19 protein-coding genes are annotated in these 24209 nt (G+C 44.0%); 15 read left to right on the top strand and 4 right to left on the bottom strand.

Annotation, left to right across the window (positions count from 1 at the left end; translation table 11 throughout):
• The first annotated feature begins 86 nt into the window (after window positions 1-86).
• The 9 genes from secA to minJ all read left to right on the top strand — a co-directional run bounded on the left by secA (window position 87) and on the right by minJ (window position 10577).
• The gene (gene secA / locus NSQ16_RS18345) at window positions 87-2612 is read left to right on the top strand and encodes a preprotein translocase subunit SecA (RefSeq protein ID WP_003228033.1); all 2526 of its coding nucleotides are present in this window, start codon (window positions 87-89) and stop codon (window positions 2610-2612) included.
• A gap of 69 nt (window positions 2613-2681) precedes the next feature.
• Window positions 2682-3783 (top strand): peptide chain release factor 2 gene (prfB, locus tag NSQ16_RS18340; protein ID WP_010886623.1). Its coding sequence is split into 2 segments (ribosomal slippage): window positions 2682-2753 and window positions 2755-3783, totalling 1101 coding nucleotides; the frame shifts between segments, so codons are not numbered across the junction.
• A 166-nt stretch (window positions 3784-3949) separates the two neighbouring features.
• Entirely contained in the window at window positions 3950-4795 is an 846-nt protein-coding gene (locus tag NSQ16_RS18335) for a YitT family protein (protein ID WP_003242677.1), read from the top strand.
• Window positions 4796-4843: 48 nt separating this feature from the next.
• The gene (cccB, locus tag NSQ16_RS18330; RefSeq protein ID WP_038429725.1) at window positions 4844-5182 is read left to right on the top strand and encodes a cytochrome c551; all 339 of its coding nucleotides are present in this window, start codon (window positions 4844-4846) and stop codon (window positions 5180-5182) included.
• A 234-nt stretch (window positions 5183-5416) separates the two neighbouring features.
• Complete coding sequence (gene ftsE / locus NSQ16_RS18325) at window positions 5417-6103, top strand: cell division ATP-binding protein FtsE (protein ID WP_003228039.1); 687 nt, start codon at window positions 5417-5419, stop codon at window positions 6101-6103.
• Window positions 6096-6986 (top strand): permease-like cell division protein FtsX, encoded by an 891-nt coding sequence (ftsX, locus tag NSQ16_RS18320; protein ID WP_144482867.1) that lies wholly within the window; start codon window positions 6096-6098, stop codon window positions 6984-6986. Before ftsE ends, ftsX begins: the two co-directional genes overlap by 8 nt.
• A 139-nt stretch (window positions 6987-7125) precedes the next feature.
• The gene (gene ctpB / locus NSQ16_RS18315; RefSeq protein WP_174222716.1) at window positions 7126-8568 is read left to right on the top strand and encodes a carboxy-terminal processing protease CtpB; all 1443 of its coding nucleotides are present in this window, start codon (window positions 7126-7128) and stop codon (window positions 8566-8568) included.
• A gap of 383 nt (window positions 8569-8951) precedes the next feature.
• Window positions 8952-9305, top strand: a complete 354-nt coding sequence (gene swrA, locus NSQ16_RS18310) for a swarming motility protein SwrAA (RefSeq protein ID WP_015251121.1) — start codon at window positions 8952-8954, stop codon at window positions 9303-9305.
• Between the two features lie 78 nt (window positions 9306-9383).
• Entirely contained in the window at window positions 9384-10577 is a 1194-nt protein-coding gene (gene minJ / locus NSQ16_RS18305; protein ID WP_038429723.1) for a cell division topological determinant MinJ, read from the top strand.
• A gap of 47 nt (window positions 10578-10624) precedes the next feature.
• Here the strand turns inward: minJ and NSQ16_RS18300 are convergent, their stop codons facing one another.
• The 3 genes from NSQ16_RS18300 to NSQ16_RS18290 form a co-directional block, all read right to left on the bottom strand.
• Window positions 10625-11959: an MFS transporter gene (locus NSQ16_RS18300; RefSeq protein ID WP_076457526.1), complete on the bottom strand. Its 1335-nt coding sequence runs from the start codon at window positions 11957-11959 to the stop codon at window positions 10625-10627.
• 30 nt (window positions 11960-11989) lie between these two features.
• The gene (locus NSQ16_RS18295) at window positions 11990-12559 is read right to left on the bottom strand and encodes a TetR/AcrR family transcriptional regulator (RefSeq protein ID WP_003244088.1); all 570 of its coding nucleotides are present in this window, start codon (window positions 12557-12559) and stop codon (window positions 11990-11992) included.
• Between the two features lie 75 nt (window positions 12560-12634).
• Window positions 12635-15130 (bottom strand): PEP/pyruvate-binding domain-containing protein, encoded by a 2496-nt coding sequence (locus NSQ16_RS18290; protein ID WP_230488627.1) that lies wholly within the window; start codon window positions 15128-15130, stop codon window positions 12635-12637.
• A 446-nt stretch (window positions 15131-15576) separates the two neighbouring features.
• On the opposite strand from NSQ16_RS18290, the gene NSQ16_RS18285 reads away from it, so the two are divergent.
• The 4 genes from NSQ16_RS18285 to hag all read left to right on the top strand — a co-directional run bounded on the left by NSQ16_RS18285 (window position 15577) and on the right by hag (window position 22114).
• Window positions 15577-15807, top strand: a complete 231-nt coding sequence (locus tag NSQ16_RS18285) for a CsbA family protein (RefSeq protein WP_003228053.1) — start codon at window positions 15577-15579, stop codon at window positions 15805-15807.
• A gap of 185 nt (window positions 15808-15992) precedes the next feature.
• On the top strand, window positions 15993-17978 hold the full coding sequence (gene uvrB / locus NSQ16_RS18280; protein WP_003228054.1) for an excinuclease ABC subunit UvrB: 1986 nt from the start codon (window positions 15993-15995) through the stop codon (window positions 17976-17978).
• 7 nt (window positions 17979-17985) lie between these two features.
• Window positions 17986-20859 carry an excinuclease ABC subunit UvrA gene (uvrA, locus tag NSQ16_RS18275; RefSeq protein ID WP_116315800.1) on the top strand — a complete coding sequence of 958 codons (2874 nt, stop codon included), beginning with the start codon at window positions 17986-17988 and terminating at the stop codon, window positions 20857-20859.
• A 340-nt stretch (window positions 20860-21199) separates the two neighbouring features.
• Window positions 21200-22114: a flagellin Hag gene (gene hag / locus NSQ16_RS18270; RefSeq protein WP_046160896.1), complete on the top strand. Its 915-nt coding sequence runs from the start codon at window positions 21200-21202 to the stop codon at window positions 22112-22114.
• Between the two features lie 198 nt (window positions 22115-22312).
• Here the strand turns inward: hag and NSQ16_RS18265 are convergent, their stop codons facing one another.
• Complete coding sequence (locus tag NSQ16_RS18265) at window positions 22313-22543, bottom strand: hypothetical protein (RefSeq protein WP_003235419.1); 231 nt, start codon at window positions 22541-22543, stop codon at window positions 22313-22315.
• Window positions 22544-22760: 217 nt separating this feature from the next.
• Here NSQ16_RS18265 and yvlA point away from each other — a divergent pair, with 217 nt between their 5' ends.
• Entirely contained in the window at window positions 22761-23087 is a 327-nt protein-coding gene (gene yvlA, locus NSQ16_RS18260) for a protein YvlA (protein WP_003244375.1), read from the top strand.
• Window positions 23088-23111: 24 nt separating this feature from the next.
• Window positions 23112-24209: a DUF4097 domain-containing protein gene (locus tag NSQ16_RS18255; RefSeq protein WP_029725982.1), complete on the top strand. Its 1098-nt coding sequence runs from the start codon at window positions 23112-23114 to the stop codon at window positions 24207-24209.

Below are 24209 nucleotides of genomic sequence, written 5' to 3'. Positions count from 1 at the left end.
ATATGATAATGAGAGGTATACATGGACTAGTAAATTATTTATACATGCCTTTAAAATAGGCATGTGATGATAGAGGAGCGTTATAAATGCTTGGAATTTTAAATAAAATGTTTGATCCAACAAAACGTACGCTGAATAGATACGAAAAAATTGCTAACGATATTGATGCGATTCGCGGAGACTATGAAAATCTCTCTGACGACGCGTTGAAACATAAAACAATTGAATTTAAAGAGCGCCTTGAAAAAGGGGCGACAACGGATGATCTTCTTGTTGAAGCTTTCGCTGTTGTTCGAGAAGCTTCACGCCGCGTAACAGGCATGTTTCCGTTTAAAGTCCAGCTCATGGGGGGCGTGGCGCTTCATGACGGAAATATCGCGGAAATGAAAACAGGGGAAGGGAAAACATTAACGTCTACCCTGCCTGTTTATTTAAATGCGTTAACAGGTAAAGGCGTACACGTCGTGACTGTCAACGAATACTTGGCAAGCCGTGACGCTGAGCAGATGGGGAAAATTTTCGAGTTTCTCGGTCTGACTGTCGGTTTGAATTTAAACTCAATGTCAAAAGACGAAAAACGGGAAGCTTATGCCGCTGACATTACTTACTCTACAAACAATGAGCTTGGCTTCGACTATTTGCGTGACAATATGGTTCTTTATAAAGAGCAGATGGTTCAGCGTCCGCTTCATTTTGCGGTAATTGATGAAGTTGACTCTATTTTAATTGATGAAGCGAGAACACCGCTTATCATTTCTGGACAAGCTGCAAAATCCACTAAGCTGTACGTACAGGCAAATGCTTTTGTCCGCACGTTAAAAGCGGAGAAGGATTACACGTACGATATCAAAACAAAAGCTGTACAGCTTACTGAAGAAGGAATGACGAAGGCGGAAAAAGCATTCGGCATCGATAACCTCTTTGATGTGAAGCATGTCGCGCTCAACCACCATATCAACCAGGCCTTAAAAGCTCACGTTGCGATGCAAAAGGACGTTGACTATGTAGTGGAAGACGGACAGGTTGTTATTGTTGATTCCTTCACGGGACGTCTGATGAAAGGCCGCCGCTACAGTGAGGGGCTTCACCAAGCGATTGAAGCGAAGGAAGGGCTTGAGATTCAAAACGAAAGCATGACCTTGGCGACGATTACGTTCCAAAACTACTTCCGGATGTACGAAAAACTTGCCGGTATGACGGGTACAGCTAAGACAGAGGAAGAAGAATTCCGCAACATCTACAACATGCAGGTTGTCACGATCCCTACCAACAGGCCTGTTGTCCGTGATGACCGACCGGATTTAATTTACCGCACGATGGAAGGAAAGTTTAAGGCAGTTGCGGAGGATGTCGCACAGCGTTACATGACGGGACAGCCTGTTCTCGTCGGTACGGTTGCCGTTGAAACATCTGAATTGATTTCTAAGCTGCTTAAAAACAAAGGAATTCCGCATCAAGTGTTAAATGCCAAAAACCATGAACGTGAAGCGCAGATCATTGAAGAGGCCGGCCAAAAAGGCGCAGTTACGATTGCGACTAACATGGCGGGGCGCGGAACGGACATTAAGCTTGGCGAAGGTGTAAAAGAGCTTGGCGGGCTCGCTGTTGTCGGAACAGAACGACATGAATCACGCCGGATTGACAATCAGCTTCGAGGTCGTTCCGGACGTCAGGGAGACCCGGGGATTACTCAATTTTATCTTTCTATGGAAGATGAATTGATGCGCAGATTCGGAGCTGAGCGGACAATGGCGATGCTGGACCGCTTCGGCATGGACGACTCTACTCCAATCCAAAGCAAAATGGTATCTCGCGCGGTAGAATCGTCTCAAAAACGCGTCGAAGGCAATAACTTCGATTCGCGTAAACAGCTTCTGCAATATGATGATGTTCTCCGCCAGCAGCGTGAGGTCATCTATAAGCAGCGCTTTGAAGTCATTGACTCTGAAAACCTGCGTGAAATCGTTGAAAATATGATCAAGTCTTCTCTCGAACGCGCAATTGCAGCCTATACGCCAAGAGAAGAGCTTCCTGAGGAGTGGAAGCTTGACGGTCTAGTTGATCTTATCAACACAACTTATCTTGATGAAGGTGCGCTTGAGAAGAGCGATATCTTCGGCAAAGAACCGGATGAAATGCTTGAGCTCATTATGGATCGCATCATCACAAAATATAATGAGAAGGAAGAGCAATTCGGCAAAGAGCAAATGCGCGAATTCGAAAAAGTTATCGTTCTTCGTGCCGTTGATTCTAAATGGATGGATCATATTGATGCGATGGATCAGCTCCGCCAAGGGATTCACCTTCGTGCTTACGCGCAGACGAACCCGCTTCGTGAGTATCAAATGGAAGGTTTTGCGATGTTTGAGCATATGATTGAATCAATTGAGGACGAAGTCGCAAAATTTGTGATGAAAGCTGAGATTGAAAACAATCTGGAGCGTGAAGAGGTTGTACAAGGTCAAACAACAGCTCATCAGCCGCAAGAAGGCGACGATAACAAAAAAGCAAAGAAAGCACCGGTTCGCAAAGTGGTTGATATCGGACGAAATGCCCCATGCCACTGCGGAAGCGGGAAAAAATATAAAAATTGCTGCGGCCGTACTGAATAGTTCGCCCCGGCAAGTTTACTGACCGCGGCGCCTGCAGGCGCCTGCGGATCTTTTAATGAGGTGAATGAAATGGAATTATCAGAAATTAGAGCAGAGCTCGAAAATATGGCTTCTCGTTTAGCGGACTTTAGGGGGTCTCTTTGACCTCGAATCAAAGGAGGCCCGCATTGCTGAGCTAGATGAACAAATGGCTGATCCGGAATTCTGGAATGATCAGCAAAAAGCTCAAACGGTTATAAATGAAGCAAACGGTTTAAAGGATTATGTCAATTCGTATAAAAAATTGAATGAATCCCACGAAGAATTACAAATGACTCATGATCTTTTGAAAGAAGAGCCGGACACTGATCTCCAGCTTGAGCTTGAAAAAGAACTAAAATCATTAACAAAAGAGTTCAATGAGTTTGAGCTTCAGCTTCTTCTCAGCGAGCCGTATGATAAAAATAACGCGATTTTAGAACTGCACCCTGGTGCTGGCGGTACAGAGTCACAGGACTGGGGCTCTATGCTTCTTAGAATGTATACAAGATGGGGAGAGCGCCGCGGCTTTAAAGTAGAAACTCTCGATTACCTTCCAGGTGATGAGGCGGGAATCAAATCAGTGACATTGCTCATCAAAGGACACAACGCTTACGGGTATCTCAAAGCAGAAAAAGGTGTTCATCGTCTTGTGCGGATCTCACCATTTGATTCATCAGGCCGCCGCCACACATCTTTCGTTTCATGTGAAGTCATGCCTGAATTTAACGATGAAATTGATATTGATATTCGTACGGAGGATATTAAAGTTGACACGTACCGTGCAAGCGGCGCGGGCGGACAGCACGTCAATACGACGGATTCAGCCGTTCGGATTACTCACTTGCCGACGAACGTAGTTGTGACATGCCAAACGGAGCGCTCACAAATTAAAAACCGTGAAAGAGCCATGAAAATGCTGAAGGCCAAGCTGTATCAGCGCAGAATTGAAGAGCAGCAGGCAGAGCTGGATGAAATTCGCGGTGAACAAAAAGAAATCGGCTGGGGTAGCCAAATCCGTTCTTATGTATTCCATCCGTATTCCATGGTAAAAGATCATCGGACCAATACAGAAATGGGGAACGTTCAAGCTGTAATGGATGGTGACATTGATACGTTTATTGATGCCTACCTGCGTTCTAAGCTTTCATAAGCTGAAAAACACACCTGATGCATACGGGTGTGTTTTTTTAATTCCTTATATCCTTGATTTCACTGCTGCTTTAGCATATTACCACTGTATTTGGGTGTTATTTACATCTAATCAGGGAAGGATTAAAATGCTATCGGAGAGCATTGGAAGAAACGGAGGATATATGATGGACGTACGGAATAAAACACTGTGGATTTTGCGGGATTATGTATACATATTGATAGGAGCAGCGATTACGGCCGTGTCCTTTAATGTATTTTTGCTTCCAAACAAGATTGCCGCCGGCGGTGTCAGCGGGATCAGTACGATTTTACAATCATATGGTTTTGAAGCAGCGTATGTACAGTGGATTATTAATATCCCTTTATTTATTGCTGGCGTCATATTGCTCGGTGGGAAATTTGGACTAAAGACGCTTGCAGGTTCTGTGTTTTTGCCGCTAGTAGTGTTTTTGACAAGGGATATTCAGCCCGCCACTCATCATGAACTCTTGGCGGCGATTTTTGGCGGTGTCGGGATAGGTATCGGAATTGGTATTGTGTACTTAGGGAAAGGATCGACGGGAGGAACAGCCTTGGCTGCACAGATCATTCATAAGTACTCCGGTCTGTCATTGGGGAAGTGTCTCGCCATCATTGACGGAATGATCGTTGTTACGGCTATGATTGTATTTAATATTGAGCAAGGCTTATATGCCATGCTTGGCGTCTATGTGTCCAGCAAAACCATTGATGTTGTGCAAGTCGGCTTTAATCGTTCAAAAATGGCGCTCATCATTACAAAGCAGGAGCAGGCTGTCAAGGAGGCTGTCTTACAGAAGATTGACAGAGGCGTGACAAAAATTTCTGCAGTCGGCGGATATACTGACGATGACCGTCCGATTTTAATGTGCGTGGTTGGGCAAACTGAATTCACCAAATTGAAACAAATCGTCAAACAGATTGATGAGTCAGCTTTTGTAATTGTAGCAGACGCGAGCGAGGTGCTGGGCGAGGGTTTCAAACGCGCTTAAACGAGGTTATAATATGGAAGAGATCGTAAAGGAGTTGTGCTTCTCAACATGAAATCAAAGTTATCGATACTAATGATTGGATTTGCGCTTTCTGTTCTGTTGGCTGCCTGCGGATCAAACGATGCAAAAGAAGAGAAGGCAGACACTGGCAGCAAGACGGAAGCCACTGCATCTGAAGGGGAAGAATTATATCAGCAAAGCTGCGTAGGCTGCCACGGCAAGGATTTAGAAGGTGTGTCAGGGCCTAATCTCCAAGAGGTCGGAGGCAAATACGATGAACACAAAATTGAAAGCATTATTAAAAACGGCCGCGGCAATATGCCAAAGGGGCTTGTAGATGATAACGAAGCCGCTGTTATTGCCAAATGGCTGTCAGAAAAAAAGTAAGATAAAAACATCCTTGTCGAGTGCCGGCAAGGATGTTTTTATGCCTTGACAATATGAATGAAAAGAAACTGTAATAGTATTATGTCTAAATTTGACGTATAATGAAGTGTATTGAAAAAGGGAACTTTCAGATTTTTCATCTTTTTACAAATGAATGGGTCATAAATTGTCGAATGCATTCGAAGAGTATGACCGTGTGATAGATAAAATGATATAAAAAGATTAGGTGATTTCATGATAGAGATGAAGGAAGTATATAAAGCCTATCCGAACGGCGTAAAAGCGCTCAATGGGATTTCTGTTACCATTCATCCCGGCGAGTTTGTGTATGTTGTTGGTCCGAGCGGAGCAGGTAAATCTACTTTTATTAAAATGATTTACAGAGAAGAAAAACCGACAAAAGGACAAATTTTAATCAATCATAAAGATCTCGCGACAATTAAAGAAAAAGAGATTCCTTTCGTGCGCCGAAAAATAGGCGTTGTCTTTCAAGATTTCAAGCTTCTTCCGAAACTTACTGTTTTTGAAAATGTGGCATTTGCCCTTGAAGTGATTGGAGAACAGCCGTCTGTCATTAAGAAACGGGTGCTTGAAGTGCTTGATCTCGTGCAGCTGAAGCATAAAGCGCGACAATTTCCTGACCAGCTTTCAGGCGGGGAGCAGCAGCGTGTATCTATTGCAAGATCAATTGTGAACAACCCTGATGTTGTCATTGCTGATGAACCGACAGGAAACCTTGATCCGGATACGTCTTGGGAAGTCATGAAGACGCTGGAGGAAATTAACAACCGCGGGACAACAGTCGTGATGGCGACACATAATAAAGAAATCGTAAACACCATGAAGAAACGTGTCATTGCAATCGAAGATGGTATCATTGTGCGTGATGAGTCAAGAGGGGAGTATGGTTCATATGATTAAAATTCTCGGGCGCCACTTGCGTGAGAGTTTTAAATCTCTCGGGAGAAACACATGGATGACATTTGCATCCATTAGTGCTGTAACCGTTACGCTGATTTTAGTCGGCGTGTTTTTAGTGATTATGCTGAATTTGAATAACATGGCCACGAATGCTGAAAAACAAGTTGAAATCAAAGTGCTGGTTGATCTGACTGCAGATCAGAAGGCACAGGACAAGCTTCAGAACGATATTAAGGAACTGAAGGGCATTCAGAGTGTCACTTTTTCATCTAAAGAAAAAGAGCTTGACCAGCTGGTTGACAGTTTTGGTGACAGCGGAAAATCCCTGACAATGAAGGATCAGGAAAACCCGCTTAATGATGCGTTTGTCGTCAAAACGACAGATCCGCATGATACGCCGAACGTGGCGAAAAAGATCGAAAAAATGGATCATGTTTATAAAGTCACTTATGGAAAAGAAGAGGTCAGCCGTTTGTTTAAAGTGGTCGGCGTTTCCCGCAACATTGGAATCGCGTTAATTATCGGTCTGGTATTTACGGCGATGTTCTTAATTTCCAACACCATTAAAATTACAATTTTCGCAAGAAGAAAAGAAATTGAAATCATGAAGCTTGTCGGTGCGACAAACTGGTTTATCCGCTGGCCGTTTTTCCTTGAAGGATTGCTGCTAGGCGTATTCGGTTCTGTGATTCCGATTGCACTGGTGCTGAGCACTTACCAATACGTCATCGGATGGGTCGTTCCAAAGGTTCAAGGATCATTTGTCTCTCTTCTTCCTTATAATCCATTTGTATTCCAAGTTTCGCTAGTGCTGGTTGCAATCGGCGCAGTAATTGGAGTATGGGGAAGTCTGACTTCCATCCGTAAGTTTCTGCGAGTATAAAGTGAAAAAGCCGTCCCGCTTTCGGGACGGCTTTTCATTTGTCTTCTTTTTCTTCTATGATTACATGAAATCTCCATCCTTTACATATACTATCTCTAGGTTTTGGTAAAGACAGTCTGGCATACAGGAGGAGTAAAGGATGAATCAAAAAATAATGGCTGTGATAGCAGCAGGGAGCATGCTGTTCGGAGGCGCCGGTGTATATGCGGGAATCAACCTGCTTGAGATGGATAAGCCCCAGACTGCAGCAGTTCCCGCGATGGCACAAGCTGACTCTGAACGGGATAAAGCTATGGACAAAATCGAAAAAGCGTATGAGTTAATTTCGAATGAGTACGTAGAAAAAGTAGATAGAGAAAAGCTGCTCGAGGGAGCCATCCAGGGAATGCTGTCTACGCTAAATGATCCTTATTCTGTTTACATGGACAAGCAGACAGCTAAGCAATTTTCTGATTCTCTTGATTCCTCATTTGAAGGCATCGGGGCTGAGGTTGGCATGGAAGACGGCAAAATTATTATTGTTTCCCCATTCAAGAAATCGCCAGCGGAAAAAGCCGGGTTGAAGCCTAATGATGAAATTATCAGCATCAATGGAGAATCGATGGCCGGCAAGGATTTAAACTACGCTGTGTTAAAAATAAGAGGAAAAAAAGGGTCCAGCGTTTCAATGAAGATTCAGCGGCCTGGAACGAAGAAGCAGCTGTCATTCCGGATCAAGAGAGCTGAGATTCCGCTCGAAACGGTTTTTGCATCAGAGAAAAAAGTACAGGGGCATTCTGTCGGATATATTGCCATCTCTACTTTTTCTGAGCACACCGCAGAGGATTTTGCAAAAGCGCTGAGGGAGCTTGAGAAAAAAGAAATAGAAGGACTTGTCATTGATGTACGCGGCAACCCGGGCGGATATCTTCAAAGTGTGGAAGAAATTCTTAAGCATTTCGTTACAAAGGATCAGCCGTATATTCAGATTGCTGAACGCAATGGGGATAAAAAACGTTATTTTTCAACATTGACCCATAAAAAAGCGTACCCTGTCAATGTGATTACGGATAAAGGAAGTGCCTCTGCATCAGAAATTCTTGCCGGCGCATTAAAGGAAGCTGGCCATTATGATGTTGTAGGCGATACGTCTTTTGGAAAGGGAACGGTTCAACAGGCTGTGCCAATGGGGGACGGCAGCAACATCAAATTAACGCTTTACAAGTGGCTGACGCCAAATGGAAACTGGATTCATAAGAAAGGAATTGAACCGACCATTGCGATTAAGCAGCCCGATTATTTTTCCGCTGGGCCTTTACAGCTGAAAGAGCCGCTTAAAGTGGACATGAACAATGAAGACGTCAAGCATGCGCAGGTATTGTTAAAAGGTCTCAGCTTTGATCCGGGACGTGAGGATGGCTATTTCAGCAAAGACATGAAAAAAGCGGTTATGGCTTTTCAGGATCAAAACAAGCTGAATAAAACCGGTGTGATCGACACTCGCACTGCAGAGACATTAAATCAGCAGATAGAAAAGAAAAAATCAGATGACAAAAATGATTTGCAGCTTCAAACAGCATTGAAATCATTATTTGTCAATTAAAGGAGATGGTATTCCATCTCCTGTTTCTTTGTGCTTAAAGAGATTATGGATCATAAGTCACATAAAAAATGAGTTTTTGACAAGAAATTAAAAAAATTTTCACAAATAAACATTTATAAAGGACTGTTATTACCCGATATCAATATATGAGAGAGACTTTCTAACGAGTTAATATGCATTTAAAATGAAACTTTTGCAAGTTGCCTAGTCTTTGTTTACTTCATACAATATAAGAAGGTTCTAAAAAGAACAGTAATCAGGTTAATGGCAGCTGAACGACAGGTATTTAAAGAGTAACGTTAGCGAGAATGCTTGTTAGCACTCCAGTACTGCTGCTTATACTGGCCCGTGCTTATCTGTATAAAGAAAATGGGGGTTCACAATTGAAGAGGGCAAGTATTGTGCGTGAAAAAAAATATTATGAATTAGTGGAACAATTAAAAGACAGAACACAAGACGTAACATTTTCAGCTACAAAAGCACTAAGTCTTCTTATGCTGTTCAGCAGATATTTGGTCAATTACACCAATGTCGAATCAGTAAATGACATTAATGAGGAATGCGCCAAACATTATTTTAACTACTTAATGAAAAACCATAAGCGATTAGGAATTAATCTGACAGATATAAAAAGGTCGATGCATCTAATCAGCGGGTTATTGGATGTGGATGTAAACCACTATTTAAAGGATTTTTCACTATCGAATGTCACGCTGTGGATGACGCAAGAGAGATAAACTCTCCTGAGGATATCCAAGCCATTTAATATTTGATAGAATATGAGTAACATGTTTGGCTTGAGGCGGTGAGAGATAGTGTCTGTTCAATGGGGAATTGAACTGTTAAAAAGCGCGGGCTTGTTCTTCTTACACCCGCTTTTCTGGTTTTTTATCATCATAACCCTGGCTTTCGGCTATGTAAGAATCAAACGGGAACGAAAAACCTTTCATACAAGAATAGCAGATATTTATGATGATCTGAAATTTACATATACAAAGGGACTGATTCCAGGTCTTCTTTTGTCAGTTATTTTAGGTGGACTCGGAATATCGATTCCTCTCGGTTTACTTGCGATTATTGCCGTTATCACTGCAGCGGCAGCGTTCACTCTTCGCGCAAACTGGATGTCTGCTGCATATATCGTCAGTGTGAGTATGCTGATAGGTTTTGGACTGCAAATATATCAGGCGGAGCCCTTTCTGGAGAGATTTCAGCAAGGATTTGCAGTTGTTTGGCCGGCTGTGGCTGTGTTTCTAGGTTTGCTGATTATCACTGAAGGAGCGGTTGCTTATCGTTCTGCGCATGTGAGAACATCACCGGCACTTGTCGTAAGCAGCCGCGGTTTGCCGATCGGACAGCAGCTGGCAAACCGGGTTTGGCTTTTGCCGCTGTTCCTTCTCGTGCCCGGTAATGGTTTAGAATCGCACCTTAGCTGGTGGCCCGTGTTTACTGTTCCCGGCGGCTCATTCCATTTTCTATGGATTCCTTACTTTGTCGGATTTGGACAAAGGGTACAGGGATCGCTGCCTGAAACGAGTATAAGGATCACAGCGAAACGCGTTTGTATTCTCGGTCTTGCCGTCGCAGTTCTCGGTGCAGCGAGCTTACTGTGGACGCCGCTTGCGGGTGCAGCGGTCTGTACTGCTTTGTTAGGGCGCATTTTTCTGTCCATAAAGCAAAGAGTGAATGATAACGCGGCTCCGTTTTATTTCTCGAAAAGGGATCAGGGCTTAATGGTGCTTGGGATTATCCCCAATACGCCGGCTGAGGATCTGGAATTGAAAATCGGGGAAATCATAACGAAAGTCAATGGCATACCGGTTAAGAACGTTTCTGATTTCTATGAAGCGCTTCAGCATAACCGTGCATATGTAAAGCTTGAAATTATCGGTTTGAATGGAGAAATTCGTTTTGACCAGCGAGCTTCTTATGAAGGAGAACATCATGAATTGGGCATCCTCTTCGTAAAGGATGACCGTGAAGACGAAGCAGCCGCTTCTGGATCATAAAAGGCAGCCCGGCACCGCAGGAAGATGCGATGCCGGGCTGTTTTGCGTTACGCTGAGTTTTTTTCTATCCGTGCCGTTTCATCAGATTTGATGCCCAATGAAACAAAAACGCCGATGATGGATACAGCAAAGAGAATCATAAATAGGATGTGATATCCCGAAATCAGGCCAATTAAGGCTGATGAAATGATGCTTCCGAAATAACGGAAGGTCGAGAAAATCCCGGATGCCACTCCTGACATACCGGGGTCTACTGTGGCAAGGGATGACACCTGCATGCTGGTCAGGCCGACTCCGGAAGCGAGCCCGCCAAGGATAAGAGAGAGCATGAGAAACAAGACAGAATGCGAGCTGCTTAACAGCAAAAATAATAGATTCGCACCAGCCATCATGGCAAATGAAAGAAAAATGATTTTTTTGGCTCCCCATTTGTGATGGAGCTGCGCGCCCACCCAGTTGCTGGCTGACATGAAGATCGAAAATACAGAAAGCGCCATCCCGCTGTTAGATGTATTAAGCCCAAATTGGTTCGTCATAAATAACGGCATAATCAATAAGACGGCATACATCATCAAATTGCTTAACAAGACTGATAGATTCGCATTTGTAAAGGTTGAGCTTTTAAACAGTGCAAAGTCAATGATGGGGTGCTGGGTACGTTTTTCTCTTCTGAAAAACAGCGGAACAAAAAGAAGTATCAATACACTGTATACCGCATATCCCCACGGAGCCTCATTTTTCGTCAGCAGGATAATTGAAACGATGCTGCCTGCAAGCAAGAGAGAGCCGATGATATCCAGCGGCGCGTCAGATTTATTTTCTTTATATTGAGGAAACATCGTTAATGCCGTAAATAAAGCAATGGCGAGGAACGGGATGTTGACCCAAAAAATCGAATGCCAGCTGAAGCTGTCAATCAGTATAGAGCCGATAAAAGGCCCGAGTGCTGCACCAAGTCCCGCGCCCAGTCCGAAAAATCCAAACACTTTCGGTAGGCGTTTTTCAGAAACAACATGCCGGATAATGGCAATGCTGTTTGGCGTAAGCAATGCCCCGCCGACAGCCTGCAATGCCCGAAAGACAATTAACAGGAGCAGACTCGGTGAAAGGGCGCAGCCTAGAGATGCGATTAGAAAAAGGCCGACTCCCCATAAGTACATTGTTTTATTGCCGTACATGTCACCGAGCTTCCCTGCAATCGGCTGTGTGACTGCCATCACGATTAAATAAACGGTAACCACCCAAGTGATGCTTGCGATGGACTCGTTATACGTATGGGAAATAGATGAGAGCGCGACCGCGATCATCGTTGAGTTAATGGGAGCCAGAATGGCCCCCAATAATAGCGAGACGATCAGCGCCCATTCTTTTCTTGAGCTCATTGGGATCCTCCTTTTTATTATGCCAAGGAGTTAATCAGCAGAAATTCCTTTGACAAATAGAGCTGTGCTGTGCTCCAGCATTTTTTCCTGGGGCATTGATATGACCCGGTCTCCTAAGTGGAGACGGTGAATGAAATAACCGAAGATAATCGACATGAACACGTCTGCATGCTCCGCTTCATTTCCTGTCTGAATAACCCCTTTCTCACCCATTGTTTTGAGATAATCAACCAATAGCTGTTTCATAGATTGGGGATATTCAGTGACGTGGTTAATGACATCCTGAAACATGGCCGGTTCACGAAAGCTGATTTTAATGATATCTTTTCTATGTTCGAGCTCCTCCAAGAGACAGGTTCCGATATGAAGCAGGTCTTTGTACAAATCCCCTTCTGTTTGTTCCAAAATGCTGCCTCTGTTTGAAGAATGCTGAGAAAGCAAAGCCTCAACTAGTCCTTGTTTGTTTTTAAAGTTCCTGAAAATCGTCGCTTCACTTACATTTGCTTTTTCTGCAATTTCTTTTGTAGTTGTTGCGCGATATCCTTTTTTGACGAGCAGCTGCATGGCAGCGTCAAGGATTCTCTTGTTTGTCGGTCTCAATACGTTTCACCTCACGAATATACTGGCAGGACAAGTATACACCCGCCCCGCTTGTATAAGAAAGAGGGGGACGCATCAGGACCGGCTGACAACTGTGATTTTGCCGCTGCTTCCGTCAACAGTGATGATGTCACCGTCTCGCAGTCTTTCGGTTGCCGTGCGTGTGCCGAGAACGGCTGGAATGCCGTATTCACGGGCAATAATCGCAGCGTGAGACAAAATGCCGCCTGTGTCTGTAATAATCGCTTTGGCGTCTTGAAACAGGCTGGTCCATAGCGGTGTGGTCATCTTGCAAACGAGTACGTCCCCAGGCGCGAATTGAGAAAATTCATTGGCATCCCGAATGATTTTCACCGGACCTGTCGCAATGCCGCTTGATGCCGCAATGCCAAAAATATGATTCTCTGTGTTTTTTTCATCCTCTATCACAGCGCCGACAATTTCTTCAGCTGCTTTGAGCTGTTCTTTTGTCGGGGTGCCGAGGTAGGCCGGGGCTTGGGCCAGCTCATACTCATGAAAAATCTGTCTGCGTTTTTCAGCCTTTTCTTGCAGGGATACAGGGTGAAGAAGCGCTTGTTCCACTTCGTCATCATATAAGAACCAAAGGTCCTCACGATCTTGAATGACACCGTTTTCCGCCAGCAATTCACCTATCTTCAGCAGAAAGACTCTCGCCTTGGCATCCAGCATGGCGTCAATATAAAAGTGGTGATCATCTTTTATATTTGCAGAGTTCAGTGTCCATTGATAATAGCGGTCAAATTCGGTGCGCAAACCGGGATCTTCTATGTTTTCCAAGAATTCATTGTATAATTTCTCTCGTTTTTCTTTCGTTTTCTGAAATTCATTGTCAAAATGATAGCCATTACGGACATAATTTTGAATATTAGCCAGAGCGAAATACGGATTTTCCACCCAGATTTGTTCAATCAGATCATGACTTTTAACAGATCTCCATCCGTATTCTTGCAAGAATTCATGGACGTTCTTCAGGAAGTGTCTCCCCTCATCTGTTTGTTCTAATTTCTCCTGGAGCTGTTCAGGCTTGTTGTTTTCAAAAATGGTCAGAAGGTTCGGGTTCTCCTGAACTTCCACAGAAAATAGCCATAACCAACGGTCCGTTTCCAGTGATTTGTTCATTTTTCCTGTCAGCATCTCATAAAAATGAGCGTTTTCGGACTCTCCTTGAATGTCCTGATACATCGCTTGCAGTTTGTTTGTTAAAAGGATTTGCGGGAAAACGATATTGAAGTGCTCTTCATAAGCCGTGAGATAAAAGGCCTTTAGTTTTTGAAAAGCATCCAGTGCGCTTTCTGCGGTATGCTCAGTTTGTGCGAGCTGGTCCAGTGTCCGGTAAAAAGGGAGGTATGTGTGATTGATGATGTCATACATATGCTCCGATAAAATCGGGAAAAGCTCTTTGCCGCAGTCTTCAGAAGGAGGCTGCTGTCCACCTTGATTTTTGGAATAAATATGTCCGCGATAAAGTTTTACTTCATCAACAACTACACCAATCGGAAACTTTTGCATGCTCTTCTTCAAGCCATATTCCAATGCCGGCACGATGAAGGATGAAAATAACGGACTCACCGGACCTTCAATATTAGACTCCATGTTAAGCCAGAAATCATTCATATCAATGTCGGTAATCATGAAGCTGCGTTTTTCTTCTGCCGCCTTTTTGTCCTGATCAATGGTTGTAATCGGACGAGCTTGCAGAAGGTATATTTGATGATCAGCAATTCCAAATTCTATATCGACAGGATATCCGTACAGGTCTTCGGTTTTTTTTGTGATTTCAGCCAATTCAATCACTTGTTCATCTGTAAGGCAAAAACGGCTGCGCATGTCTTCACTCGTTTCTTTTTCAGCAATTCCTTCTGCCGCAGACTCCATGTAGATTTCCTTTGCACCTATTTCTTTCTGAATCTCAAACGAAGATTTATTAACAATGAACGTGTCTGGGGTAACACTTCCTGAAACAACAGCTTCACCCAGCCCGTAGCTGGCGCTGATTAAAAGCTCTCTATCATCATGGGTAACAGGATTGCGGCTGAAGATAACACCTGACATTTCTGAATCGATCAGCCCCTGAACGACTATTCCCATTAACGGCTCTGCGATTTGATTGTTCATTTTTTTCTTATAGCTGCTGACCCGCCCAGAAAAAAATGAAGCCCAGCATTCTTTCACTTTAGCCAGAAACTCTTCCTCTGTTTTGATATTTAAGTAGGTTTCATATTGACCCGCGAATGAGGCGCCTTCTAAATCTTCCGAAGCAGACGAAGAACGCACGGCTACGGATCGATATGATTCTCTAAGCTTATAAAAGGAACTAGTCAGCTCATCTTTCAGCTCATCCGAAAATGTTCCGGAAATGATCCCGCCTTCGACGTTTTCACTAGTCTCTTGAAGCTGGTTGTCCTCCATAAAACGTGCGAGCGCATTCGTTTGAATAATAAACCCGTCCGGAACAGGAAGACCGTGTTTGGTCAATTTAATCAAATTCATTCCTTTTGCTCCAGCCAGCTGGCTGGACACTTCTGCCTGGCGAAATAAAACAGAATACATATTTGAAACCCCTCTTTTCTTCATTCATTTTGTTTTTCTCTCTAGTCTTTTTATTGCGGAGCCTGTGTTTAAAAAAATGATAGTAAACACTATCATTCAATTGTAGATTTTCAGGAAAATGCTGTCAAACGCAGAAAGTCCTAAATTAAATGAATAGTTAAGTTGGTTATATTATCCTGAAAAATGCTGCCGTACTGGTACTGTATGCCTATTTTCTTTTATTCTCGGAATCTGGCGGCGGACTTGATGATGTAATAAAAAAAGTGCCGCTGATTAGAACAGCGGCACCATGGAATAAGTTTTGACCGGCACCAAAATGCAAATATGGTGATTGATTTTGGCTGAAAAGGGGTATGGTGTAGTAGAGGGAGCGAATGCACGATTGTCCGATTCTTCATTTTTTACTATAATCAGATCAGATGAAGAATCCCTGAGGAGGGTTTTTGTTGATTACAAAAGCCGTTTTTGCATTGTTTTTCCCTTTTATGCTTGTTGTTCTATTTACTAGAGTCACCTTTAATCATTATGTGGCGATCGCTTTAACAGCTGCATTGCTGTTTGCCTCTTATTTAAAAGGCTATACAGAAACGTATTTTATTGTAGGATTGGATGTTGTGTCTCTTGTGGCTGGCGGACTGTATATGGCCAAAAAAGCTGCAGAGAAAAAAGAAGAATAAATCGGACATAATGAATATAAAGACTGAATACCTGCTTTTACGTTTTAAAAGCAGGTTTTTTATACACAAAAACAGCTGGAAATAAAAAACCACCGAACTTTAGTTCGTATTTTTAGTGATTTTGCTTTCCATTGTGTTACTATATCTATAGGAAGATTTCGTTAAAGAAACGGAGGCTTATTTTTGTGAAAGATCGCTTTGAGTTAGTCTCGAAATATCAGCCCCAGGGAGATCAGCCGAAAGCCATTGAAAAGCTTGTGAAAGGAATTCAGGAGGGCAAGAAGCATCAGACTCTGCTGGGTGCGACAGGAACTGGGAAAACATTTACGGTGTCTAATTTGATTAAAGAAGTCAATAAGCCGACTCTCGTGATTGCCCATAACAAAACCCTTGCTGGACAGCTTTACAGTGAGTTCAAGGAATTTTTTCCGAACAATGCTGTCGAGTATTTTGTCAGCTACTATGATTATTATCAGCCGGAGGCGTATGTGCCTCAAACGGATACATTTATAGAGAAAGACGCTAGTATTAATGATGAAATTGATAAACTGAGACACTCCGCCACATCAGCTTTGTTTGAGCGCAGAGATGTCATTATTATTGCGAGTGTGTCTTGTATATACGGCCTCGGTTCGCCTGAGGAATACCGGGAAATGGTCGTGTCACTGCGGACTGAAATGGAAATTGAGCGCAACGAGCTGCTCAGAAAACTTGTAGACATCCAATATGCCCGCAACGATATCGACTTTCAGCGCGGTACATTTCGTGTGCGCGGGGATGTAGTGGAAATCTTTCCGGCATCCCGTGATGAGCATTGTATCAGAGTTGAATTTTTCGGTGACGAAATCGAACGGATTCGGGAAGTGGATGCGCTGACAGGAGAAATTCTCGGCGACCGAGATCATGTTGCGATTTTCCCGGCATCCCACTTCGTAACGCGGGCCGAGAAAATGGAGAAGGCGATTCAAAATATCGAGAAGGAGCTTGAGGAGCAGCTGAAGGTCATGCACGAAAACGGAAAGCTCCTTGAAGCACAGCGTTTAGAGCAGCGGACAAGATATGATCTTGAAATGATGCGTGAAATGGGGTTTTGCTCCGGCATCGAGAACTATTCAAGACATTTGACGCTTCGTCCTCCGGGTTCAACGCCGTATACGCTTCTTGATTATTTCCCAGACGATTTTATGATCGTGGTGGATGAGTCGCATGTGACAATTCCCCAGGTGCGCGGCATGTTTAACGGAGACCAGGCGCGGAAACAGGTGCTCGTGGATCACGGCTTCCGGCTTCCATCAGCGCTTGATAACCGTCCGCTTCGTTTTGAGGAATTTGAAAAGCATATGCACAATATCGTGTATGTATCAGCAACACCAGGGCCGTACGAGATTGAACATACAGATGAAATGGTCGAACAGATCATTCGTCCGACGGGGCTTCTTGACCCGCTTATTGACGTCCGTCCAATCGAAGGTCAGATTGACGACTTGATCGGCGAAATTCAAGCAAGAATCGAGCGAAATGAACGGGTGCTTGTGACAACTTTGACGAAGAAGATGTCAGAGGATCTGACCGATTATTTAAAGGAAATCGGCATTAAAGTAAATTATCTGCATTCTGAAATCAAGACGCTTGAACGGATTGAAATTATCCGCGACCTGCGCCTTGGCAAGTACGATGTGCTTGTCGGCATCAACCTGCTGAGGGAAGGTTTGGACATTCCCGAAGTATCCCTTGTTGCGATTTTGGATGCGGATAAGGAAGGTTTCCTTCGTTCGGAGCGGTCGCTGATCCAGACCATCGGACGGGCAGCGAGAAATGCGGAAGGCCGCGTCATTATGTACGCCGATAAAATAACGAAGTCTATGGAAATTGCGATTAATGAAACAAAACGCCGCCGCGAGCAGCAGGAGCGGTTTAACGAAGAGCACGGCATTACGCCGAAAACGATAAATAAAGAAATTCGCGATGTCATTCGTGCCACAGTAGCAGCTGAGGATAAAGCGGAATACAAAACAAAAGCCGCGCCGAAGCTGTCGAAAATGACGAAGAAAGAACGCCAGAAAGTCGTTGAACAGATGGAGCATGAAATGAAGGAAGCCGCCAAGGCGCTTGACTTTGAAAGAGCCGCGGAGCTTCGCGATTTACTTTTAGAGCTAAAAGCGGAAGGATGATGAACAAATGGCTATGGATCGGATAGAGGTGAAGGGAGCCAGGGCGCATAACCTGAAAAATATAGATGTAACGATTCCGAGAGATCAGCTTGTCGTTGTCACGGGTTTGTCCGGATCAGGTAAATCCTCCCTTGCCTTTGACACGATATATGCTGAAGGACAGAGACGGTATGTCGAGTCGCTGTCTGCTTATGCCCGCCAGTTTTTAGGGCAAATGGATAAGCCTGATGTGGATGCAATTGAGGGGCTCTCTCCCGCCATCAGCATTGATCAGAAAACAACGAGCCGCAATCCGAGGTCTACTGTCGGTACGGTAACTGAGATTTATGATTATCTGCGTCTTTTATATGCGAGAGTAGGGAAGCCTCATTGTCCGGAGCACGGAATTGAGATTACATCCCAGACCATCGAGCAAATGGTGGACAGAATTCTGGAATACCCGGAACGGACGAAGCTTCAGGTGCTGGCGCCGATTGTCTCGGGCCGAAAAGGCGCTCATGTCAAAGTGCTTGAACAGATTAGGAAACAAGGCTATGTCAGAGTCAGAATTGACGGCGAGATGGCTGAGCTTTCCGACGATATCGAATTAGAAAAGAACAAGAAGCATTCTATTGAGGTAGTCATTGACCGGATTGTCGTGAAAGAAGGCGTGGCAGCCCGGCTGTCAGATTCATTGGAAACGGCGCTCCGTTTAGGTGAAGGACGGGTTATGATCGATGTCATCGGTGAGGAAGAGCTGATGTTCAGCGAGCATCATGCCTGTCCGCACTGCGGATTTTCAATTGGTGAGCTTGAGCCGCGTCTGTTTTCGTTTAACAGTCCGTTCGGGGCGTGTCCGACGTGTGACGGTCTCGGAATGAAGCTTGAAGTGGATGCCGATCTTGTCATCCCCAATCAAGATTTGTCATTAAAGGAGAATGCGGTCGCCCCTTGGACACCGATCAGCTCACAATATTATCCTCAGCTGCTTGAGGCAGTCTGCACCCACTACGGGATTGATATGGATGTGCCGGTCAAAGATTTGCCGAAGCATCAACTGGATAAAGTGCTGTACGGCAGCGGAGACGACCTGATTTATTTCCGATATGAAAATGATTTTGGACAAATCCGCGAAGGCGAAATTCAATTTGAAGGCGTATTGCGCAACATTGAAAGACGCTATAAGGAGACAGGCTCCGATTTCATACGTGAGCAAATGGAGCAGTATATGTCTCAGAAGTCTTGTCCGACGTGCAAAGGCTATCGGTTAAAGAAAGAGGCGCTTGCCGTACTGATTGACGGCCGCCACATTGGGAAAATTACCGAGCTGTCTGTCGCCGATGCACTTGCCTTCTTTAAAGATCTTACCCTTTCTGAGAAGGATATGCAGATCGCCAATTTGATTTTGCGCGAAATTGTGGAGCGCTTAAGCTTTCTGGACAAAGTCGGCCTCGATTACCTGACATTGAGCAGGGCAGCGGGTACATTGTCCGGGGGAGAGGCGCAGCGCATCAGGCTGGCGACTCAAATTGGCTCGCGCTTATCTGGTGTGCTTTATATTTTAGATGAGCCGTCTATCGGTCTGCATCAGCGTGATAACGACCGCTTGATCAGCGCTCTGAAAAATATGAGAGACCTCGGGAACACGCTGATTGTTGTCGAACATGATGAGGACACAATGATGGCAGCAGATTATTTAATAGATATTGGACCGGGAGCCGGCATTCACGGCGGACAGGTGATATCTGCGGGTACACCGGAAGAAGTGATGGAAGATCCAAACTCATTAACGGGCAGCTATTTATCAGGGAAAAAGTTTATCCCATTACCTCCTGAAAGAAGAAAGCCGGACGGACGTTACATTGAAATTAAAGGTGCTTCAGAAAACAACCTGAAAAAAGTGAATGCCAAGTTCCCGCTTGGGACGTTTACAGCAGTTACAGGTGTTTCCGGTTCAGGAAAGAGTACACTCGTTAATGAAATTTTGCATAAGGCGCTGGCGCAAAAGCTTCATAAAGCGAAAGCGAAGCCCGGCAGCCATAAAGAGATTAAAGGTTTGGATCATTTAGATAAAGTCATTGACATTGACCAGGCGCCAATCGGAAGAACGCCGAGATCCAACCCTGCGACATACACCGGTGTATTTGATGACATTCGCGATGTATTCGCGCAGACAAATGAAGCGAAGGTCCGCGGCTATAAAAAAGGCCGTTTCAGCTTCAACGTGAAGGGCGGACGATGTGAAGCCTGCCGCGGAGACGGGATTATTAAAATTGAAATGCACTTCCTTCCTGACGTATACGTTCCCTGCGAGGTGTGTCACGGCAAACGCTATAACCGTGAAACACTTGAAGTGGCGTACAAAGGAAAAAGCATCTCTGATGTGCTTGATATGACGGTTGAAGATGCTCTTTCTTTCTTTGAAAATATCCCGAAAATCAAACGCAAGCTCCAAACCCTTTATGATGTTGGTTTAGGTTATATTACGCTCGGCCAGCCGGCGACGACCTTGTCAGGCGGAGAAGCGCAGCGCGTGAAGCTCGCGTCAGAGCTGCACAAACGCTCGACCGGACGCACGCTCTACATTTTAGATGAACCGACGACAGGCTTGCATGTCGACGATATCGCCAGGCTTCTTGTCGTGCTGCAACGGTTGGTAGACAACGGAGACACTGTACTGGTTATTGAGCACAATCTTGACATCATTAAGACGGCCGATTACATTGTGGATTTGGGCCCGGAAGGCGGAGCCGGAGGCGGAACCATTGTCGCGTCTGGAACGCCTGAGGAAATCACTGAAGTGGAAGAATCGTATACAGGCCGTTATTTGAAGCCTGTTATCGAACGTGACAAAACACGCATGAAATCGCTCTTGAAAGCGAAAGAAACAGCTACATCTTAAAAAAACCTCTGTTAAGAGGGGACAGCTTGTCAGCAAGTCCATCCTTGGGCTTAGCAGGCAAGCTTTTTCTTTACGGCATAATAGGTTTAGAATCGTCTTTGGGTAAAATTTCTTTGGGAAAACGCCTAAACATTTACAAATTGCTGTCGATATATGAATTGAAAGGCGGATGATGATTTCCAAATTAAGCAGACAAACCCTATTAAGGGGCTTAAAGGCATCCTTAAGCAATAACTGAATCTACATAGGTTAGAAGCTTTATTGGAATCTGATACGCCAGAAATCAAAGAAAAGGAAGTCTTTGATTTCAAAAACATATACACATGGAGGTATTTTTCACATGAGAATCAACCACAATATTGCAGCGCTTAACACACTAAACCGTTTGTCTTCAAACAACAGTGCGAGCTCAAAAAACATGGAGAAACTTTCTTCTGGTCTTCGCATCAACCGTGCGGGAGATGACGCAGCGGGTCTTGCGATTTCTGAAAAAATGAGAGGACAAATCAGAGGTCTTGAAATGGCTTCTAAAAACTCTCAAGATGGAATTTCTCTTATCCAAACAGCTGAGGGTGCATTGACTGAAACTCACTCAATTCTTCAACGTGTCCGTGAGCTAGTTGTTCAAGCAGGAAACACAGGTACTCAAGATGGTACTGACCTTCAAGCCATCCAAGACGAGATATCTTCACTTGTTGAAGAAATCGGGGGTGGCACAAATGCTAACGGTATTTCTGACCGTACTGAATTCAACGGTAAGAAACTCCTTAACGGTGCTTTCTCAGAAGATAGTGGTAAATCACTAACATTCCAAATTGGTGCCAACGGTAGCCAACAGCTTTCTGTCAACATTGAAAGTATGGCCGCAACAGCAATCGGTGCTCTAGATGATGATGGTAATCTTGTTGCTGATCAAACAGTAGCTAAAATCGATGTAACCAAATTTGCTGATAATGCAGCTGACACTGCAACTGTAGGATTCGATGCTCAACTTAAAACAGTTGATGACGCTATCAACACTGTTTCTAAACAACGTTCAAAATTAGGTGCGGTACAAAACCGTCTAGAGCACACAATCAACAACTTAAGCGCTTCTGGTGAAAACCTGACAGCTGCTGAGTCCCGTATCCGTGACGTTGACATGGCGAAAGAAATGAGCGAGTTCACAAAGAACAACATTCTTTCTCAAGCTTCTCAAGCGATGCTTGCTCAAGCAAACCAACAGCCGCAAAACGTGCTTCAATTGTTACGTTAATTTTGAACGGCTATCTCTTTCTGATAGTTACAGCTTGCCGACAGAGTCCATTAACTGGATGTGCCGGCAGGCTTTTTTTGTTACAATCATTTTGTGACAGCCAGGGAATCACTTGTTTTTTCAAAACAAAAAAGGCAAGATATTGTCATCTAACCTTTAGCTTTGTTTCAGTTATAATGAATGATATGTTTTCCGCAATTACAAAGTCTTCTTATACAGCTGCTTACTTACACTCATTAAATCTTGAACAATATGTGTGTTGCTGCTGTCGAGCAGCACTTTTATATATTGGATATCGTGAGAGATCGGGAAGGGTCCGTGAATCTGCTCAAGCTCGGCGATCATTTCACGATTCATTCTTTTTTGTTCATGAATCAGCTTTAACACTGATTCTTGTGTTACTGTATAGTCACTGGGATCTTTCTCCATTGCTTGTCCAGCCTCCTTGGTTGCCGTAAGCTTTTTACATATTGTAATCGGTATAGCCGGAAGATTCTACTTCTAAAACTTTTTAAAATCCAATTTCCGTAAATCGGAGCATGTCTAAAGAATGAATTTGAAACCTGAAGAGATTTTAAACGTATAAATAAGTAAAACGTCCCTGATCTTTTGTCATGGACAATTCACAATAGGAGTGTGGAATGAATTGAACCGTAATCAAGCTATTATTGCATCACTTTGTTATTTCAGTGTGTTCATTGCGCCAATCATTGTGCCGATTGTCGCATATTTTGTTGTAAATGAGAAAGAAACAAAACGCCATGCGATACGCTCTCTTATTTCTCACATTGTTCCGTTTGTCGGCTGGCTGTTCCTTTTTATTGCTTTACTTGGCGGAGCCGTTGCGATTGATGGAGACAGCTTGCTTCCTGTATTTGTAATCATCGGGGGAGCGGTTATTTATTTCTTAGTTGTCATTGGCATTATCATTTGGAATGTGATTCAGGGCATTAAGGTCCTGCGTGCAGCATAAGTAGACAATGGGGAGGAGATCGTAATGAAGCAAGAAAAGGAACGAATCCTTAAGCTTGTTGAGGAAGGAAAGCTTACAGCACAAGAAGCTTTGACACTGATTGAAAAGCTTGACAGCGACTACAAGGAAAAAGAAGAGAAAATCACAGCGCTCTCAGTTCACGTTCATGACGAGGAAGAGCCATTTACAACGGCAAAAAAAGAAAGCGGTAAACCGTCTTTAGGAGCCAAGCTGTTTGACTGGATTGATTCTGCTGTGAAAAAGGTCAAGGAAGTTGACCTTGATTTAAACTTTGGCCATGCGTATGATGTTCAGCACATTTTTCAATTTAAAGATACTGACTTTTCCAGTGTTGAGCTGCAAATTGCCAATGGCAGCGTAAATATCGTCCCTTGGGAAGATGACGATATCAGAGCGGAATGCCAGGCGAAGGTATATCGCGCTGACAACCAGGATGCGGCGAGACACGCATTTCTTCAGCATATTGAATGTGAAATCAAAGGTAATAAGTTTTTTATCCGTACTGAGAAAAAGACGATGAAAACGAATGTCACTTTGTATATTCCTCAGAAGGAGTATGATAAGATTCGGGTGAAGCTGTTTAACGGTCCGGTCAGAGGGGAACATTTACATGTAAAAGAGTTCTCAGCGAAAACGACAAACGGCGTGCTGTCGTTCTCGTATTTAACAGCCGAAAAAGCCATAGCTGAAACGGCCAACGGGCAAATTAAGCTCGCAAGCCACAGCTGCGGTACGATAGAAGCGGAAACCATTAACGGATTGATCGATCTCCGAGGGAAAAGCGAATCCATTGACGTTCAAAGCTTTAACGGAAATATTGCGATTAACGTAACAGAATCAGACTGCCGCTCCATTTATGCAAAAACAACGACTGGAAATGTAGAGCTTGCAATTCCGGACGATCTCGCAGTGAAGGCAGAGCTGAAAAGCAATCTTGGTACGCTGTCCCATGAATTAATGGATGTAGAGATGCTGAAGGAAAAAAATGATACGATTCAAAAAGAAATGATGTTCACTTCAAATCAGGCACATGATCAAAACATCACCGTCTTCTCAGAATCACTAACAGGCGCCATCAAACTAAAGTACTCACAGAGGTGA

The sequence above is a fragment of the Bacillus sp. PS108 genome (assembly GCF_037963335.1).
Lineage (GTDB): Bacteria > Bacillota > Bacilli > Bacillales > Bacillaceae > Bacillus > Bacillus subtilis.
The sequence above is the reverse complement of the archived record's forward strand: the minus strand, read 5'-3'. Positions and strand labels throughout refer to the sequence as shown.